At 44.2% G+C, this 16313-nt stretch carries 13 protein-coding genes; 12 read left to right on the top strand and 1 reads right to left on the bottom strand.

The features are described 5' to 3' along the window. The first annotated feature begins 60 nt into the window (after positions 1-60). The 5 genes from rlmD to eno all read left to right on the top strand — a co-directional run bounded on the left by rlmD (position 61) and on the right by eno (position 7524). Complete coding sequence (gene rlmD / locus L1286_RS03510; protein WP_235405531.1) at positions 61-1365, top strand: 23S rRNA (uracil(1939)-C(5))-methyltransferase RlmD; 1305 nt, start codon at positions 61-63, stop codon at positions 1363-1365. Positions 1366-1371: 6 nt separating this feature from the next. After that, on the top strand, positions 1372-3528 hold the full coding sequence (gene relA / locus L1286_RS03505) for a GTP diphosphokinase (RefSeq protein WP_235405530.1): 2157 nt from the start codon (positions 1372-1374) through the stop codon (positions 3526-3528). A gap of 9 nt (positions 3529-3537) precedes the next feature. Further along, positions 3538-4329, top strand: coding sequence for a nucleoside triphosphate pyrophosphohydrolase (gene mazG, locus L1286_RS03500; RefSeq protein WP_235405529.1), 792 nt, complete (start codon positions 3538-3540; stop codon positions 4327-4329). Between the two features lie 110 nt (positions 4330-4439). Then, the gene (locus tag L1286_RS03495) at positions 4440-6074 is read left to right on the top strand and encodes a CTP synthase (protein WP_235405528.1); all 1635 of its coding nucleotides are present in this window, start codon (positions 4440-4442) and stop codon (positions 6072-6074) included. Positions 6075-6231: 157 nt separating this feature from the next. Further along, positions 6232-7524, top strand: a complete 1293-nt coding sequence (eno, locus tag L1286_RS03490; protein WP_235405527.1) for a phosphopyruvate hydratase — start codon at positions 6232-6234, stop codon at positions 7522-7524. Positions 7525-7590: 66 nt separating this feature from the next. Here the strand turns inward: eno and mutH are convergent, their stop codons facing one another. Further along, entirely contained in the window at positions 7591-8265 is a 675-nt protein-coding gene (mutH, locus tag L1286_RS03485) for a DNA mismatch repair endonuclease MutH (protein ID WP_328284186.1), read from the bottom strand. A gap of 431 nt (positions 8266-8696) precedes the next feature. Here mutH and rppH point away from each other — a divergent pair, with 431 nt between their 5' ends. The 7 genes from rppH (at position 8697) to L1286_RS03450 (ending at position 16304) form a co-directional block, all read left to right on the top strand. Beyond that, the gene (gene rppH / locus L1286_RS03480) at positions 8697-9215 is read left to right on the top strand and encodes an RNA pyrophosphohydrolase (protein ID WP_235405526.1); all 519 of its coding nucleotides are present in this window, start codon (positions 8697-8699) and stop codon (positions 9213-9215) included. A gap of 15 nt (positions 9216-9230) precedes the next feature. After that, entirely contained in the window at positions 9231-11519 is a 2289-nt protein-coding gene (gene ptsP, locus L1286_RS03475) for a phosphoenolpyruvate--protein phosphotransferase (RefSeq protein ID WP_235405525.1), read from the top strand. Positions 11520-11678: 159 nt separating this feature from the next. Then, complete coding sequence (locus L1286_RS03470; protein ID WP_235405524.1) at positions 11679-12491, top strand: sulfite exporter TauE/SafE family protein; 813 nt, start codon at positions 11679-11681, stop codon at positions 12489-12491. Positions 12492-12500: 9 nt separating this feature from the next. Beyond that, entirely contained in the window at positions 12501-13295 is a 795-nt protein-coding gene (gene lgt / locus L1286_RS03465; protein WP_235405523.1) for a prolipoprotein diacylglyceryl transferase, read from the top strand. A 187-nt stretch (positions 13296-13482) separates the two neighbouring features. Further along, positions 13483-13812, top strand: coding sequence for a hypothetical protein (locus L1286_RS03460; protein WP_235405522.1), 330 nt, complete (start codon positions 13483-13485; stop codon positions 13810-13812). Positions 13813-13954: 142 nt separating this feature from the next. Then, entirely contained in the window at positions 13955-14443 is a 489-nt protein-coding gene (locus L1286_RS03455) for a DUF411 domain-containing protein (protein ID WP_235405521.1), read from the top strand. 133 nt (positions 14444-14576) lie between these two features. Beyond that, complete coding sequence (locus tag L1286_RS03450; RefSeq protein WP_235405520.1) at positions 14577-16304, top strand: efflux RND transporter periplasmic adaptor subunit; 1728 nt, start codon at positions 14577-14579, stop codon at positions 16302-16304. The last annotated feature ends 9 nt before the right edge of the window (positions 16305-16313 follow it).

Here is a 16313-nt window from a genome sequence, read left to right as displayed (position 1 = left end):
TAATTATGAACTCTAGAGTAGCGAGTTCACTGGTGTTTAGCAATGTAAAAGGGGCGATACATGGCACAATTTTTTCGTGCTAAAAAGACAATGGGAAAAGGGCAAGTCTTTGAAGTTTCAATTGAGTCTTTAGATCACACTGGACGCGGTGTGGCGAAGCATCAGGGAAAGGTTGGTTTTATAGAAGGTGCACTGCCTTCAGAGCAGGTTAAAGTGCGTGTTCTGCAACAAAAAGCTAAGCTTTTTGAAGGGGTCATTGAAAAAGTGATCACGCCAAGTGCGGACAGAGTAAAGCCATTTTGCCCGCATTACAGAGAATGTGGTGGGTGTTCGTTGCAGCATTTAGAAAAGCGCGCGCAATTAAGCCACAAACAGCTTGCTGTTGAGAAGCTTTTTGCAAAGTTTGCGAGGATCCGAGCATTACCTTGGCACGATGCAATTGCCAGTGAAAGTCTTCATTATCGCCGCGCTGGCAGAATCGCAACCTATTTAGATAAGAGTACAAAATCCTTAAAATTAGGGTTTCGCGCGGCAAAGTCGAAAAAAATCGTCGAGGTTCAACAGTGTGCAGTCTTAAATGAGGTGTACCAAGAGGTCTTTTCATTGCTAAGGGATGCCCTCAATCGTCATTCACAATTTAAAAGTGTTAGCCACATTCAATTATGCGAAGCGGACAACTTTCCATTTATTTTATTGCGCCATACCAAGCCGGTTGAAGAAAAGGTAAAACAAATATTATCAGCGCAGCTCCCTTGGCAAGTGCTTTGGGATGACGGCTCAGGTGAGGTGCATTACGACGCGCTTCCAGAGTATCAAGTCGACGATATTCGCTTTCAATTTAGACTTAACAACTTTATACAGGTGAACGCAGCAGTCAATGACGCTATGCTAGTTCAGGCAATGGATTGGTTACAGCTAAAAGACACCGATAGAGTATTGGATCTGTTTTGCGGGATTGGTAATTTTTCATTGTTGATGGCAAAACGCGCAAAGCACGTAATTGGTGTTGAAGGGGTTGCTTCTTCTGTTGCAATGGCCACTCAAAATGCGCAAACTAATGGCATCGATAATGCTCAGTTTTTCCAATTTGATCTGACCCAAGATATGACGTCGGCAACGTGGTTTAACAAGGCGTTTAACACCCTCGTGTTAGACCCTTCCCGCACTGGTGCTTATGAAGTACTCAAGCAGCTACCGCTTGCACAGTTTGAACAGGTTCTCTATGTGTCGTGTGATCCTGTTACTTTGGCAAGAGACAGTGCGCTGATAGTTGAAGCTGGATTTACAGTGAGCCAAATCGCATTGATGAATATGTTTCCACACACGGGGCATATTGAAACTATGGCGTTGTTCCAAAGGAGGTAGTCAAATATGGTCGCGACTCGCCAATCTCATCACGCAAAACTTCCCGCAGACTTTGATGCGCGGCTGGCGTTACTTAACTTGTCCGAAGACAAGATTCTTCGGCTCAATGAAGCGTATGCGTTATGCCCCGAGGAAGCCGATGCTGATCTGCTTGAGAAGGCCATTGAGATGGTGGAGATTTTAGCTGAGCTTAATTTTGACGCCGAATCTCTCGCAAGTGCTTTTTTGACACCTTACTTTATTGCTGAACAGCTCGATTTTGAAGCTGTTGAAAAATCACTGGGTGAAAATATTTCGTTGCTTTTAAAAGGCGTCGATCAAATGGCGTCAATCAGTACGCTAGCACACCAAAGCAAGGGTAATGTACAAATTGATAAGATTCGTCGCATGTTGCTGGCTATGGTTGAAGATGTCCGTGCCGTTGTAATCAAACTGGCTGAGCAAATTTGCTACTTGCGCAGTGTAAAAGACGCCAGTGAAGAAGAGCGTGTCGTGGCAGCAAAAACAACCGCTAATATTTTTGCGCCTTTAGCGAATCGCCTTGGTATCGGCCAACTAAAGTGGGAACTAGAAGATCTCTCTTTTCGCTATTTGCACCCAGACAGTTATAAAACGATTGCTAAAAAGCTCGCTGATAAACGTTTGGCCAGAGAAGCTTACATGGTCAATATGGTGGAGTCGGTTCAGCAAAAACTCGCTGATGCTAATGTTAAAGCTGAAGTATATGGTCGGCCAAAGCACATTTTTAGTATCTACAAAAAAATGGCACAGAAAAATTATGCTTTTGAGCAGTTGTTTGATATCCGCGCAATGCGTATTGTCGTAGATGAAATACAAGACTGCTATGCCGCACTTGGCATTGTGCATACAAATTGGCGTCACCTTAATAAAGAATTTGACGACTATGTTGCAACGCCAAAGCCGAATGGTTACCAGTCTATCCATACCGTGGTATTTGGTCCGGAAGGGAAGACGGTTGAAATTCAGATCCGCACACACGAAATGCATAAAGATGCTGAAATGGGCGTTGCTGCGCACTGGATGTATAAAGAAGGTGCATTGCCTGGTCGTGGCTCTGGTTACGAGCAAAAAATCAGTTGGCTAAGAAAGCTACTGCAATGGCAAGAAGAGGTGGTTGATGGCAGTGAGTTTGCTGAAGAACTCAAAAATCAGGTTGTAGAAGACCGTGTATATGTCTTTACTCCGCGTGGTGATATTTTTGATTTGCCGTTAGGGGCCACTCCCTTGGATTTTGCTTATTACATTCACTCCAATGTGGGTCATCGCTGTATTGGTGCGAAGGTGTTTGGCAAGATAGTTCCCTTCACGTATAAGCTTTCTACTGGCGACCAAGTTGAAATACTCACGCAGAAAAACCCATCGCCGAGTCGAGACTGGTTAAATCCGTCTTTGGGTTATATTCACTCATCGCGCGCACGAAGCAAGATCCATCATTGGTTTAAACAACAAGACCGAGATAAGAACTTGCAGGCTGGCAAAGAGATATTGGACAGCCACCTGCAAAAACTGGATATCAGCTATAAAGACCTTGAACCTGCAATCGAGCGCTTTAATTTTAAAGTACTAGATGACTTGATGGTCGCGATTGGCGCAGGTGATGTGCGCATTAATCAATTCCTGAATTTTATTCAAGATAAGCCAGAAGTTGAGCCGCAGCTAAAGCTCAGCACACGCAAGAAACACAAAGGTGATAAAAATGGCATTGTGGTGGAGGGCGTGGGGAGCTTACTGAGTCATGTTGCGAAATGCTGTCAGCCAGTACCTGGTGATGACATTGTCGGTTATATCACGCAAGGACGGGGAATTGCTGTACACCGTGCTGATTGCGATGCATTTGCACACATCACTGAGCAACATCCTGAGCGAGAAATTGCGGTTAGCTGGTCTGAAGATGTGCAATCGTTTTATGAGATAACGATTCGCATTGAAGCAAATGATAGGCAAGGGTTAATTCGTGATATTAGTGCCGTTTTAGCCAATGAAAAAGTGAATGTGCTAAATATGAATGTACAGACACAACATGAGCAGGGCGTCGCTATATTCACAATGAAAATAGAAGTGGGAGATTTGTCTGCCATGAACCGGCTGCTCACTAAACTGTTGCAAACGGAAGGTGTATTTGAAGCGAAAAGGCAGCACTAAGGTAAAATTATGAGCCAAAATTTACAGCAGTTACTCACCATAATGGCAAAGTTGCGTGATCCTGAATCAGGCTGCGACTGGGATAAACAACAGAGCTTCAAGACGATTGTGCCACATACGTTAGAAGAAGCGCATGAGGTGGCAGACGCCATTGAAAAAGAAGATTTTGTTGGGTTAAAAGACGAACTTGGAGACTTGTTATTTCAAGTTATATTTTACGCACAGTTGGGTAAAGAAGCTGAGTTATTTGACTTTGATACCATCGTGGCTGGCTTGAATGAAAAGCTCATCCGCCGACATCCTCACGTTTTTGAGCAGTCTGTTTCTTTGTCAGAAGCTGAACTCGACGCGCAGTGGCAAGCGATAAAGCAGGCTGAGCGAGCTGCGGATGGCAAAGCATTACAATTCGGCGCTGATATTGTGTCGAGTTTACCTGCGCTCACACGAGCTAAAAAAATTCAAAAGCGTGCAGCCTCCCTGGGTTTCGATTGGCCCAGTTATCATGGGGCGCTTGAAAAAGTGGAAGAAGAAGTTCAAGAGGTTAATGAGGCATTAGCCGAAGACCCTTATTCAGACCACAGCGCAGAAGAACTAGGCGATTTGTTATTTGCCACGGTTAATGTCATTCGCCATACCAAGCGTGACCCCGAGCAATTATTGCGTCAGGCGAGTAATAAATTTACCCATAGGTTCGTGCAGGTAGAATCTGCACTTGCAGAAAAAAATATCAGTTTAAATGATGCAACCTTAGAGCAGATGGATGCTGCGTGGGAGCAGATAAAACAACAGTCTAAAGTTTAAACAGCATTCGCCCAATAATTTTGCTGGATTGCTAATTGGGCTTTTGCTATACTATTGCCCCGTCTTGATTCTTATTTAAATTCCATTTTCCTTGATATTCTAGGGTTCGCATGAGTACAAAATTTATCTTCGTAACGGGCGGAGTTGTTTCCTCCTTGGGTAAAGGTATTGCAGCTGCATCATTGGCTGCGATTTTAGAGGCCCGTGGCCTTAATGTGACAATTCTTAAGCTGGATCCTTATATCAATGTTGACCCAGGCACGATGAGCCCAATTCAACATGGTGAAGTTTTCGTAACAGAAGACGGGGCGGAAACAGACCTTGACCTTGGTCACTACGAGCGCTTTATTCGTACCAAGATGACTAGCCGTAACAATTTTACGCAAGGTCGAGTGTTTGAAGATGTACTTCGTCGCGAGCGTAAAGGTGAATACCTAGGCGCAACGATTCAGGTTATCCCACATATCACTAATGATATTAAGCGTCGTGTGATAGAAGGTGCTGAAGGCCACGATATCGCCATCGTCGAGATTGGTGGTACTGTGGGTGATATCGAGTCACAACCGTTCCTTGAAGCAATTCGTCAGCTAGGTACTGAACTAGGTCGTGAGCACGCATTATTCATGCACTTAACGCTTGTGCCATTCCTTGGCGCTGCGGGTGAAGTTAAAACTAAGCCGACACAGCACTCAGTGAAAGAGCTACGTTCGATTGGTATTCAGCCAGACATTCTTGTGTGTCGTTCGAACTGCAAGCTACCAGCAAATGAAAGAGCGAAGATCGCGCTATTCACTAATGTAGAAGAGAAAGCGGTTATTTCACTACAAGATGTAGACAGCATCTACAAGATCCCAGCGCTTCTTAAATCTCAAGAGTTGGATAATTTAGTCTGTCGTCGTTTCTACTTAGATTGTCCAGAAGCAGATTTATCTGAGTGGGAGCAGGTTTTATATCAAGAGTCTAACCCTACGGGTGAAGTGACAATTGGTATGGTTGGTAAATACATCGAACTGCCTGATGCATATAAGTCAGTGAATGAAGCACTGAAACATGCCGGATTAAAAAATCGCGTTACCGTGAATATCGAATACGTTGATTCTCAGGATATCGAAAGCAAAGGCACTGAGCTACTGGCTCACCTAGACGCTATTTTGGTGCCTGGTGGTTTCGGTAACCGTGGTGTTGAAGGCAAAATCCTGGCTGCACAATATGCACGTGAAAACAAAGTACCTTACTTAGGTATTTGTTTGGGGATGCAAGTGGCATTGATTGAATATGCACGAAATGTTGCAGGTCTTGAAAACGCGAACTCAACAGAGTTTGACGTGAATACGCCAAGCCCAGTGGTTGGCTTGATCACGGAGTGGTTAGATGCTGACGGTAACGTTGAAACACGTACGGAAGAATCGGATCTCGGTGGTACAATGCGTCTAGGTGCACAATTGTGTCATTTAGCAGAAGGTTCAAAAGTTCGCGAAGTATATGGCAACGCTGAAATTACGGAACGTCACCGTCACCGTTATGAAGTGAACAATAACTTCGTAGAAAAGCTTGAACAAGCAGGCCTTGCTTTCACCGGGTTGTCTGAAGATAAAAAGCTGGTGGAGATCATTGAAAACAAAGATCACCCTTGGTTTATTGCTGCACAGTTCCACCCGGAATTCACCTCTACCCCGCGCGATGGTCACCCATTGTTTGAAGGGTTTGTAGGTGCAGCATTTAGTCACCAAAAAGAAAACTCTTAAATGAGAAAGCCGTGCACGAGTGCACGGCTTTTTTGTTTGTATGGGCTGCCATGTCGGCAGCATTGCTATGCAACTGAAACACACATAGTCGGTTGTATAGCAATGCGAATTAAGCAGATATAAAAACACTCACCACTTTGGGAAAAGAGGAATCAAGATGTCAAAAATCGTAAAAGTGATTGGCCGTGAAGTTATGGACTCACGTGGTAACCCTACTGTTGAAGCTGACGTACATTTAGACTCAGGCGCTTGGGGCCGCGCATGTGCACCATCTGGTGCATCAACAGGAACTCGCGAAGCACTTGAATTACGTGATGGTGATAAGTCTCGTTACTTAGGTAAAGGTGTACTTACAGCAGTTAATTTTGTAAATAATGAAATTGCACAGGCGCTAGAAGGTCAAAATGCTTTGGAACAACGTGCTGTTGACCAAGTTATGCTTGACCTAGACGGTACTGAAAATAAAGAAAAACTAGGTGCAAATGCAATTTTAGCAGTTTCTCTAGCAACGGCTAAAGCAGCTGCGCAAGAGAAGGGCGTTGCACTTTACGAGCACATTGCTGACATTAATGGTACTTCTGGCCAGTTCTCTATGCCTGTACCAATGATGAACATCATCAACGGTGGTGAGCACGCCGACAACAACGTTGATATTCAAGAGTTCATGGTTCAGCCTGTTGGCGCGTCTAGCTTCCGTGAAGCACTGCGTATGGGTGCTGAAATCTTCCACAGCTTGAAAAAAGTACTCAGTGCACGTGGTCTAAATACAGCTGTTGGTGACGAAGGTGGCTTTGCGCCAGATCTTAAGTCAAACGAGGAAGCGTTAGAAGTTATCGTTGAAGCGGTTGCTGCTGCGGGTTACGAAATGAACAAAGATGTTACTTTAGCACTAGACTGTGCTTCTTCTGAGTTCTACAAAGATGGCAAGTATGACCTAAGCGGTGAAGGCAAAGCATTCGACTCTGAAGGTTTTGCTGACTTCTTGGCTGATCTTGCAGCACGTTACCCTATCGTCTCTATCGAAGATGGTTTAGATGAAAGCGATTGGGCTGGCTGGAAAATCTTAACGGATAAAATCGGTGAGAAAGTTCAGCTCGTAGGTGACGATTTATTTGTGACTAACACGAAGATCTTAAAGCGTGGTATCGATGAGAACATCGGTAACTCTATCTTAATCAAGTTCAACCAGATTGGTTCTCTTTCTGAAACTCTTGATGCGATCAAGATGGCACAAGATGCAGGTTTCACAGCGGTTATTTCTCACCGTTCAGGTGAAACGGAAGATGCAACCATTGCTGATTTAGCGGTAGGTACTGCAGCGGGTCAAATTAAGACTGGTTCACTTTGTCGCTCAGACCGTGTTGCGAAGTACAACCAATTACTTCGTATTGAAGAAGCGCTAGGTGAAAAAGCAGTTTACAAAGGTCGTTCAGAAATTAAAGGTCAGTAATTTACTTATTGAATCTTAAAAAAAGCCGTTGAAGTTATCTTCAGCGGCTTTTTTATTTACTCACAACTAATTTGAAAAGTGGTTCATGAGGATGTTTTGCGTGAACTGGGTTTTAAGATAAAACCCTCTGGGTAAAGTTTTAACGAGTCCCCCATTCGGTCCGATAGCATCGGTCAAGACTTTACTATTTGCGGCTTTTGGACGGATCTGCATCACCTCACCCAAATGTCCCGTGATTTCTTGGATCCGGCCTAAGGCGATAAGTTCAATTTGTTCTTCCCAATCTCTTCTAAGTTGGGCTTCTTGCTCTACTGAAGGCTGCCACAAAAAGCCGGTGCCTATTGTTCTGTCTACGGGGGCGATATCACGCTCGGCTAAAATAGGTAACCACAAAACATGGGTAAGTTTTTTCTTTACGCTGGATTGATGCCAACTTAACCCCGTTAAATCTGTGAGTGGCACAATGGATACATAAGTCGTTTCTAAGGGTTTTCCTTGATAGCTAATAGGTAGCGTTTTTAACTCCACACCAATATGTTCAAAGTCAGGCACGGGCTTTGAACCCGCGCTTGCTCCGAGAACATGTTCAATTAATTGGCCTGGCCATCCCTTTTCCTTGAGCAAATCCTCCGGACTTTTAAACTCAAACTGAGCCGCTAATTCCCCAAGTGTGGTGCCTGCAATGGCTTCAACGCGTTGCATTAATTCTGAAATGGAAAGTGGGGGGGAAACTCGTTGCACGTAGATTGACTCATATACCTGATTATTCTATGACAATACTATCAGATAAGTGCCCACATGTGGATTAAGTCCAGCTTGTGTGTTTTTTGACCTGGTTGTTCTTGGTTGAAGTTTAACCGCTTAATAGTAGGGGTGTGAATATTGTAACTTAATGATATTTATGGGTTTTAAAGGTTTTTTGCAATCTTTTTTCTAGTCATTGAAAGTTAATTATTGGATAAATACAGATATATGAACAATATTATCCACAGTTTCTGTGGAGAAGTTGACTTTTTTACTATGTATCTGTGGATTTGTTTGTAAATTAGGCTCGAAATAGAGATGTTATGCACAAGCTGTGGGTAACTTGAGCAAAAGGGGGAATAATGTTTGCTGATGTCTCTTAGATATGGAACAATCAGATTAAATTGATATAAGAATGAGGCGCTAAGGTGATTGATGCCGAAGGATTTCGTGCCAATGTGGGAATTGTGATATGTAACAACCAAGGGCAAGTATTTTGGGCTAGGCGTTATGGCCAGCACTCTTGGCAGTTTCCTCAAGGGGGTGTGGACGAAGGAGAAACACCTGAACAAACCATGTACCGAGAGCTTCACGAGGAAGTGGGCTTAAGGCCTGAAGATGTTGAAATTGTAGCAAGTTCTAAACATTGGTTAAGGTATAAATTACCGAAACGATTAATTCGCAAAGACTCCAGCCCAGTTTGCATTGGCCAAAAGCAAAAATGGTTTTTGCTCAAATTGAGGTGCAAAGATGAGGAAGTTGATTTGCTCAGAACTCACCACCCTGAGTTTGATGATTGGCGGTGGGTAAGCTATTGGTACCCTGTGAGACAGGTAGTGTCTTTTAAAAGGGACGTGTATCGAAGAGTCATGAAAGAGTTTGCTCCTTTTGCGATGCCTTTCAATCGAAAAGAGCATGGGCACAAAGACCATTGGCGTAGACGATAGCATAAGGGAACAATCGTGTTAGCAACATTAAGATCAATTGCTGAAGCTGTATCTCAACAAGATAACCTAGACGATGCATTGAGCTTATTTGTTTCTATGGTAAAAGAAGCCATGCAAACAGAGTGTTGTTCCATTTACTTTGCGGACTACAGCCGAGATAATTTCGTATTAATGGCCAGTGATGGCCTAAACCCTAATGCGGTGGGCCAGTTTCGAATCGGTTTTACCGAAGGTTTAGTGGGGCTTGTTGCGCAAAGGGAAGAGCCCATCAATATAGCCCACGCCCAAAGTCACCCAAGATTTAAACACGCCCCAGAAGTCAACGAAGAAGGCTTTAATGCGTTTTTGTCAGTGCCAGTTGTTCATCAAAGAAAAGTACTCGGTGTCATCGTTGTTCAACAAAAAAAAACGCGCGTATTCAGTGATGATGAAGAGTCCTTTTTAATTACTTTGTCTGCCCAGTTGGCTTCGCAATTGGCGCACGTAGAAATTCAAACCGTGTTGAAACAAGAAGCCTCAACGCATAAGACTTCGGTTTTGAAGGGGGTCCCGAGTACGTCGGGTATTGCGCTTGGCAAAGCATATGTGGTTTTACCTAAGCTTGAATTTTCGAGTATCGAGTCGGCAAAAAACGATAACATTAGTGAGCAAAGACAGCTGTTTAGGCAAGCAGTAGCTGCGACACGTCAGGAGTTTCATATTCTTGCAAATTGTTTGTCGGCTACGCTACCTAAAGAAGCGTTAGCGGTTTTTGAAGTTTATCAACAGTTACTCGATGCACGCAGCCTAGGAGAGAAAGTAGACAAAGAACTCGAGGAAGGATGGGATGCGAAATCGGCACTCAAGCATGTGATCAGCGACTTGATAACACAGTTTGAAGCGATGCAAGATCCGTATATTAAAGAGCGTGCCGTTGACGTAAAAGACTTGGGCCTGCGGGTGTTGCATCATCTAGTGAGTACAGAGAGTATTACCAAGTCGTATCATGAACAAACCATTATTATTGCCGATACACTTACCCCAGCCATGTTGGCTGAAGTACCTAAGCATAAACTCGTTGGGGTTGTAAGTGTCCATGGTTCGGCCAACTCCCATGCGTCGATTTTAACCAGAGCAATGGGGATCCCGGCTATTTGGGGCATTGAGAATATTCCATTACTACAATTCGATGATAAGCCGATTATATTGGATGCGTATGCTGGGCGTGTGTATATTTCGCCATCAAAGGTGTTAACTCAAGAGTATGAGGCACTCAAGTTAAAAGACGGGCAATTACATGATCGCTTTGAAGCTGAACATGACTTACCGCCTATTACCCTTGATGGTGAGCGCGTTAGCTTATTGCTAAACGCAGGTTTAGACTTATCTGCTGAGCACATAAGTGCCAATTTCTGTGATGGTGTTGGGTTGTATCGGACTGAGTCTTGGTTTATGCAAAGAGGTCAATTTCCCTCTCAAGCAGAGCAAGAACAATGTTACCGAGAAGTGTTATCACGTTATCACCCAGAACCCGTCGTTATGCGAACACTCGATATTGGTGGCGATAAAGTCCTCGACTATTTTGATATTGAAGAAGAAAACCCATTTCTGGGGTGGCGAGGGATTAGGGTGACCTTGGATCATCCTGAACTTTTTTTAGATCAGTTAAAGGCAATGATCAAGGCCAATGCAGGACTAGGCAATTTACAAATCATGCTGCCAATGGTGAGTCATACGGAAGAAGTCGATGATGCCCTTTTATTACTCGAGCAAGCTTACTTTGAGTTACAAGAAGAGTGGGCTGATCAGTTTTATCAAATTGACAAGCCTGAAATCGGCGTGATGTTAGAGGTGCCATCTAGTTTATTCCTACTGCCTGAATGGGCTGATAAAGTCGACTTTTGCTCAGTCGGGAGTAACGATTTAACGCAATATTTGTTGGCTGTTGATCGAGCGAATGCGCGGGTCGCCGAATTATTTGAGCCCTATCATCCAAGTGTACTGCGAGCCTTATATAAAATTGCCAAAGACTGTGAAAGTCTGGAGTTGCCCTTCAGCTTATGTGGTGAGTTAGGGGGGGAGTATGAAGGCGCTATATTACTTGTGGCAATGGGTTATCGGCGCCTGAGTATGAACATTTCAGCGTTGAACAAAGTTAAATGGGTGTTAAGGCGCCTTAAAGTTACAGATATGGAAGCATTACTCGATAAGTGTCTTGCCGCTTCAAATGCGATACAGGTGCATCGTTTTATTCGTGAGTTTTTAATCAGCCATCAATTAGAGGAGCTCCTTTACACGCACTCGTCACCCAATTCTGAGTCATAACTAAGCCGCGAGTCACAACGTTATCTCTTCTGATCCTGTGCTCTTGGAGTTGACTTAACACATCCACACCATGCCAGTGGGTGGGTGTTGAAAGATACAAGGTGCAGGCGCCAATTAGATGCGTTAACATAGCCGACAATTAAAACCATGAGTATCAATATGTTTTTTAGCACATCATTAATTGTGTGTTGTGCCGCGCTAGGTTGCGTAGTTGGTTTTTTAGCTGGCTTGCTAGGGATTGGCGGAGGACTGATCATTGTGCCAATTTTATCCGCGATCTTGATTGGCTTTTCTGTATTACCGGCAGAACAGGTCATTGTGGTGGCGATAGCGACATCACTGGCGTCGATTTTATTTACCTCCACCTCCTCAGCATTAGCCCATCATCGAAACCATAATGTGCCTTGGTCAATTACTCCTTGGGTGATAATCGGTGTTGCAGTGGGCGCATTGATCAGTGGCTTTCTCACGACTTTAATCCCTGCGGTAATCATTAAGTGGGTTTTCCTTGTGTGCGTTGTATTGATTGCAATTAAGATGGTGTATGCAAGTAACCGTGCAGAGGTGACTGTATCGAGGACGCTGCCAACAGGGCCTGTAATAAGTGCGATCACAAGCACTATGGGGGCACTTTCGGCGATGCTCGGAATTGGTGGGGGCGTACTGATTGTCCCATTGCTGAATTTTTTTTCAGTCGATATGCGAAAGGCAATTGGCTGTGCAGCGGTCAGTGGCATAGTGATCGCGTTATTCGGTAGTATTGGTTATATTGTTTCGGGCAGCGAGAAGCTGTCATTGCAACAGGGGTTTGCAGGTTATGTATACTTACCAGCGCTGTTTGGCATTGTATTGACTTCTTGGTTTACAGCACCATTAGGCGCAAAGGCGACACAATATTTACCTGTCGCAACGATTAAAAAGGTGTTTGCATTCATACTCGTCGTGATTGCAGGCAAAATGTTATTTTATTGAGGGAAAGCGATGGCTTTGCAGTTTCCAGAAATAGATCCAATCATTTTTTCAATTGGACCATTAAGTGTACGTTGGTACGGTGTGATGTACCTAATCGGCTTTGCGTTTGCAATGTGGTGGGCAAATAAAGAGTCTGAAAAGCCCAATTCAGGATGGACCAAAGAGCAGGTAAGCGACTTACTGTTTTACGGCATGCTTGGTGTGATTCTTGGCGGGCGTATTGGCTATGTATTGTTCTATAATTTCAATAAGTTTCTCGCTGATCCTGTGACTTTATTTAAAGTCTGGGAAGGAGGAATGTCTTTCCATGGTGGTGCTCTGGGTGTAATTACAGCCATTTTTGTATTCGCTTGGAGAACTAATAAATCACCGCTAGCAGTGGGAGATTTTGTCGTGCCAATGGTACCTGTGGGGTTATTAGCGGGCCGAATTGGGAACTTTATCAATGGTGAGCTTTGGGGACGTACAACAGATGTGCCTTGGGCGTTTGTCTTTCCAACTGGGGGAGATGAACCTAGACATCCATCTCAGCTATATGAAGCGTTTTTTGAAGGGTTCGTATTGTTTTTAATTTTGGTTTGGTACCGCAAGCACCCTCGTCCTGCGGGGAGTATCGCTGGCCTATTCTTGTTGGGGTATGGGACATTTAGATTTGCAATTGAATACTTCCGTGAGCCTGATGCGCATATCGGATTGTATGCAGGTGTAATTTCCCAAGGCCAAATCTTGTCATTACCTATGGTCATCGGTGGTCTTGGGTTAATGATTTGGTCACACCGCAGAGACGCCGTGCGCACTGCGTAATTGAACTGTTATATTTTGAGGTGAGCGGCATGCCGCTCATTTATTGAGACTTTGCAAAACACCTAATTACGATTATAGTAGCGGTTAACCATTAACTTTAGTGACTTTACTTCTTGTGAAAATACTTAGCACAACAAAACACACCAAGCTGACTGCTCAACTATTGTTGATTGCAGTTGTAGTGGTTATGTTTATCGTGCAACCAGTGGCCAAGGCTGCGATGGTATGTTCACACACGATGGCGTCAACGCAGATGCCAATGGACATGAGCACTGAGCGTATGGACCACCAGCATACAATGTTACACTCTGAGCATATGCACAATGCAAGCGCGATGGAGTGTTGCGAAACGGAGTGCACTTGCCCGACGACTATGTGTGCCCCATTCTCACTTTTTACTAGCTCTGTCGGTGAGCTATACAATTATATGCCTCTCACAGACAAGCCTTTCTCAAGCTTAACTGGTGTACCACAAGGTACAATCAGTTTCGTTTACAAACCCCCCATTCTGGCTTAGTACAGCACAATTGCGCCCAAAATTTGGGCTTTTGATTATTAAGTAATCTGTATCACAGTCTGATTTCGTTAAACCCGCAGCAGAGTTTGCTGTTGTTATCCGTGATGCAGGTGATCCAACAAAAAATTGTAAGAGATCCAGAATGCGATATTTAAAATTAGTGTTGCCGTTAGTGGCGTTAGCTTATTTTGTTATGTTTCCTTTTTATACAGTGGCACAACAAAGTACCGTATCTACGCACTTGAAAGTCTATAAAACCCCCTCCTGTGGTTGTTGTAGTAAATGGTTAGCACACCTCGACAAACAAGGCATAGATTACACCGCGTTTGATTTAAGTGACTTAAGTGAAACTAAAAAGCGTTTGAGTATTTTGCCAAGATACCAGTCTTGCCACACTGGCGTCAGTGAGCATGGATATGTATTTGAAGGTCATATCCCTGCAAAATTTATACAACAGTTTGTGTCAGCACCAATGGAAGGTGCAATAGGGTTGACTGTTCCTGCGATGCCTTTGGGATCTGTGGGCATGGAATTCGGCGAGCATTTTCACCCATACCAAGTACTGGTGCTTATGAATGACGGCAGTGCACAGATATATGCTGAGGTAAAAAGCTATGAGGAGCAATTCTAATGCGCGATTTATCAATAAGGCGAACAGTGCAGCAAGACAGTGGCCAGCAATCATTTCACCTTGATGCTAGTACTCATGCTGGCTTGAGCCAGGCGGTGCTCACACCTAATCAGAACAACATAGGAGCGCTTCAATGTTGTCGATAAGAAAAAACCTCGTGGCGGTATTAGTGGGGGTATTAATCGGAGGCGGGGCTGTTGGCCTATTGGTCTCACACAATGCAGGTGTGCCAACAGGTGACAGTGCAAAGACTGCTGAGAAAAAACCGCTATATTGGGTGGCACCCATGGATGCTAATTATCGCCGTGATAAGCCTGGAAAGTCTCCGATGGGCATGGACCTAATACCAGTGTACGAAGAGCAAGCGACTGATGACCTTGGTCCTGGAACTGTCAAAATCGCTCCTCATATCGTGCATAACTTGGGAGTTAGAACGGCGTTGGTTGAAGCGAAGCGGATCCATACACAAATAGACACTGTGGGGTATGTGATGTATGACGAAGATAAGCTCGTACATATTCATCCACGTGTAGATGGCTGGATTGATAAGTTGTATATCAAATCAATGGGGGAAAAAGTCGTTCAAGGTCAGCCTTTATACGAGCTGTATTCTCCAGAGTTAGTGAATGCGCAAAAGGAAGTGCTGGTCGCTTTGAAGCAGACTGACCAACAATTGATAAAAGCAGCGCAAAAACGCTTGAGAGCCCTAAAAATGTCGCCCCAATTTATTGCGCAGTTGGTTAAAACCAAAGAAGTGAGCCAAACCGTGACCTTCTACGCTCCGCAGTCTGGGGTTATTGAAAACTTAAATATTCGTGAAGGGTTTTATGTTCAACCCGATACCACGATGATGAGTATTGGGCAACTTGAACAAGTTTGGGTTGAAGTTGAAATCTTTGAGCGAGACGCTGCCTTGGTTCGGGCTGGGTTACCAGTCACGATGCGGTTGGATTACTTGCCGGGTAAAACATGGCAAGGTGATGTTGATTATGTCTACCCGAGTCTAGATGCAAAAAGCCGTACTTTGAGAGCCAGATTGAGATTTGACAATGGCGATCTAGCATTAAAGCCCAATATGTTTGCGCAAGTGTCTATTCATGCGAACCCATTAGATCAAGTCATCACTGTGCCAAAAGAAGCGGTCATTCGTACCGGTCAGCAAGATAGGGTTGTTTTGGTCGTAGGAGAGGGACAGTTTAAATCTATCGAAGTGACGATAGGGCACGTCAGCAGTGAATACATTGAGGTACTGAGCGGGCTCAGTGAAGGCGACGAAATTGTGACATCAGCGCAATTCTTAATTGACTCAGAATCGAGCAAAAATTCTGACTTCAAGCGTATGAGTGTGACAGAAAAACCTCAGATGGTATGGATGCAGGGGACGGTGAATCAGGTTGATGCGCAGTATCATAAAGCCAACATTACTCACGCACCAGTCGAAGTTTGGGGATGGCCAGCAATGACCATGGATTTTGATATTGCAGATGATGTGGATATCGCGGCGATAAAATCAGGTCAAACTCTTCACTTTCAGGTGACAGAACTTGCGTCTGGCGGGTATACCGTGACAGAAATCCATATTGTTTCTGAACCCGCTTATCCAACCGCGACGGTCAATGGGGTGGTCAATCAAATCAACGACGAACAGCGCATTCTGAATATCAGCCGTGATGCAATAGAAAAGTGGCACCGCAATGCGGCCACAATGGACTTTTTAGTGTCTAAGAATGTGAAGTTGAGTACATTAAATGTCGGTGAAACAATCACTTTTACCTTCGAAGTCCGAGATGAGTTAGTGATCACGAATATCGAACAGCCCCAAGTGGATAACACCGGGCATCGTGAGCACAGTCATCATTAGGGAGTGTTT

The sequence above is a fragment of the Pseudoalteromonas sp. SMS1 genome, assembly GCF_021530565.1.
GTDB lineage: Bacteria > Pseudomonadota > Gammaproteobacteria > Enterobacterales > Alteromonadaceae > Pseudoalteromonas.
The sequence above is the reverse complement of the archived record's forward strand: the minus strand, read 5'-3'. Positions and strand labels throughout refer to the sequence as shown.

Coding starts and splice junctions, on each gene's coding strand:
- L1286_RS03460 (WP_235405522.1), top strand. CDS start 13,483: ATGTTTATCGTGCAACCAGTGGCCAAGGCTGCGATGGTATGTTCACAC.
- eno (WP_235405527.1), top strand. CDS start 6,232: ATGTCAAAAATCGTAAAAGTGATTGGCCGTGAAGTTATGGACTCACGT.
- relA (WP_235405530.1), top strand. CDS start 1,372: ATGGTCGCGACTCGCCAATCTCATCACGCAAAACTTCCCGCAGACTTT.
- lgt (WP_235405523.1), top strand. CDS start 12,501: ATGGCTTTGCAGTTTCCAGAAATAGATCCAATCATTTTTTCAATTGGA.
- L1286_RS03495 (WP_235405528.1), top strand. CDS start 4,440: ATGAGTACAAAATTTATCTTCGTAACGGGCGGAGTTGTTTCCTCCTTG.
- rlmD (WP_235405531.1), top strand. CDS start 61: ATGGCACAATTTTTTCGTGCTAAAAAGACAATGGGAAAAGGGCAAGTC.
- L1286_RS03450 (WP_235405520.1), top strand. CDS start 14,577: ATGTTGTCGATAAGAAAAAACCTCGTGGCGGTATTAGTGGGGGTATTA.
- L1286_RS03470 (WP_235405524.1), top strand. CDS start 11,679: ATGTTTTTTAGCACATCATTAATTGTGTGTTGTGCCGCGCTAGGTTGC.
- mazG (WP_235405529.1), top strand. CDS start 3,538: ATGAGCCAAAATTTACAGCAGTTACTCACCATAATGGCAAAGTTGCGT.
- L1286_RS03455 (WP_235405521.1), top strand. CDS start 13,955: ATGCGATATTTAAAATTAGTGTTGCCGTTAGTGGCGTTAGCTTATTTT.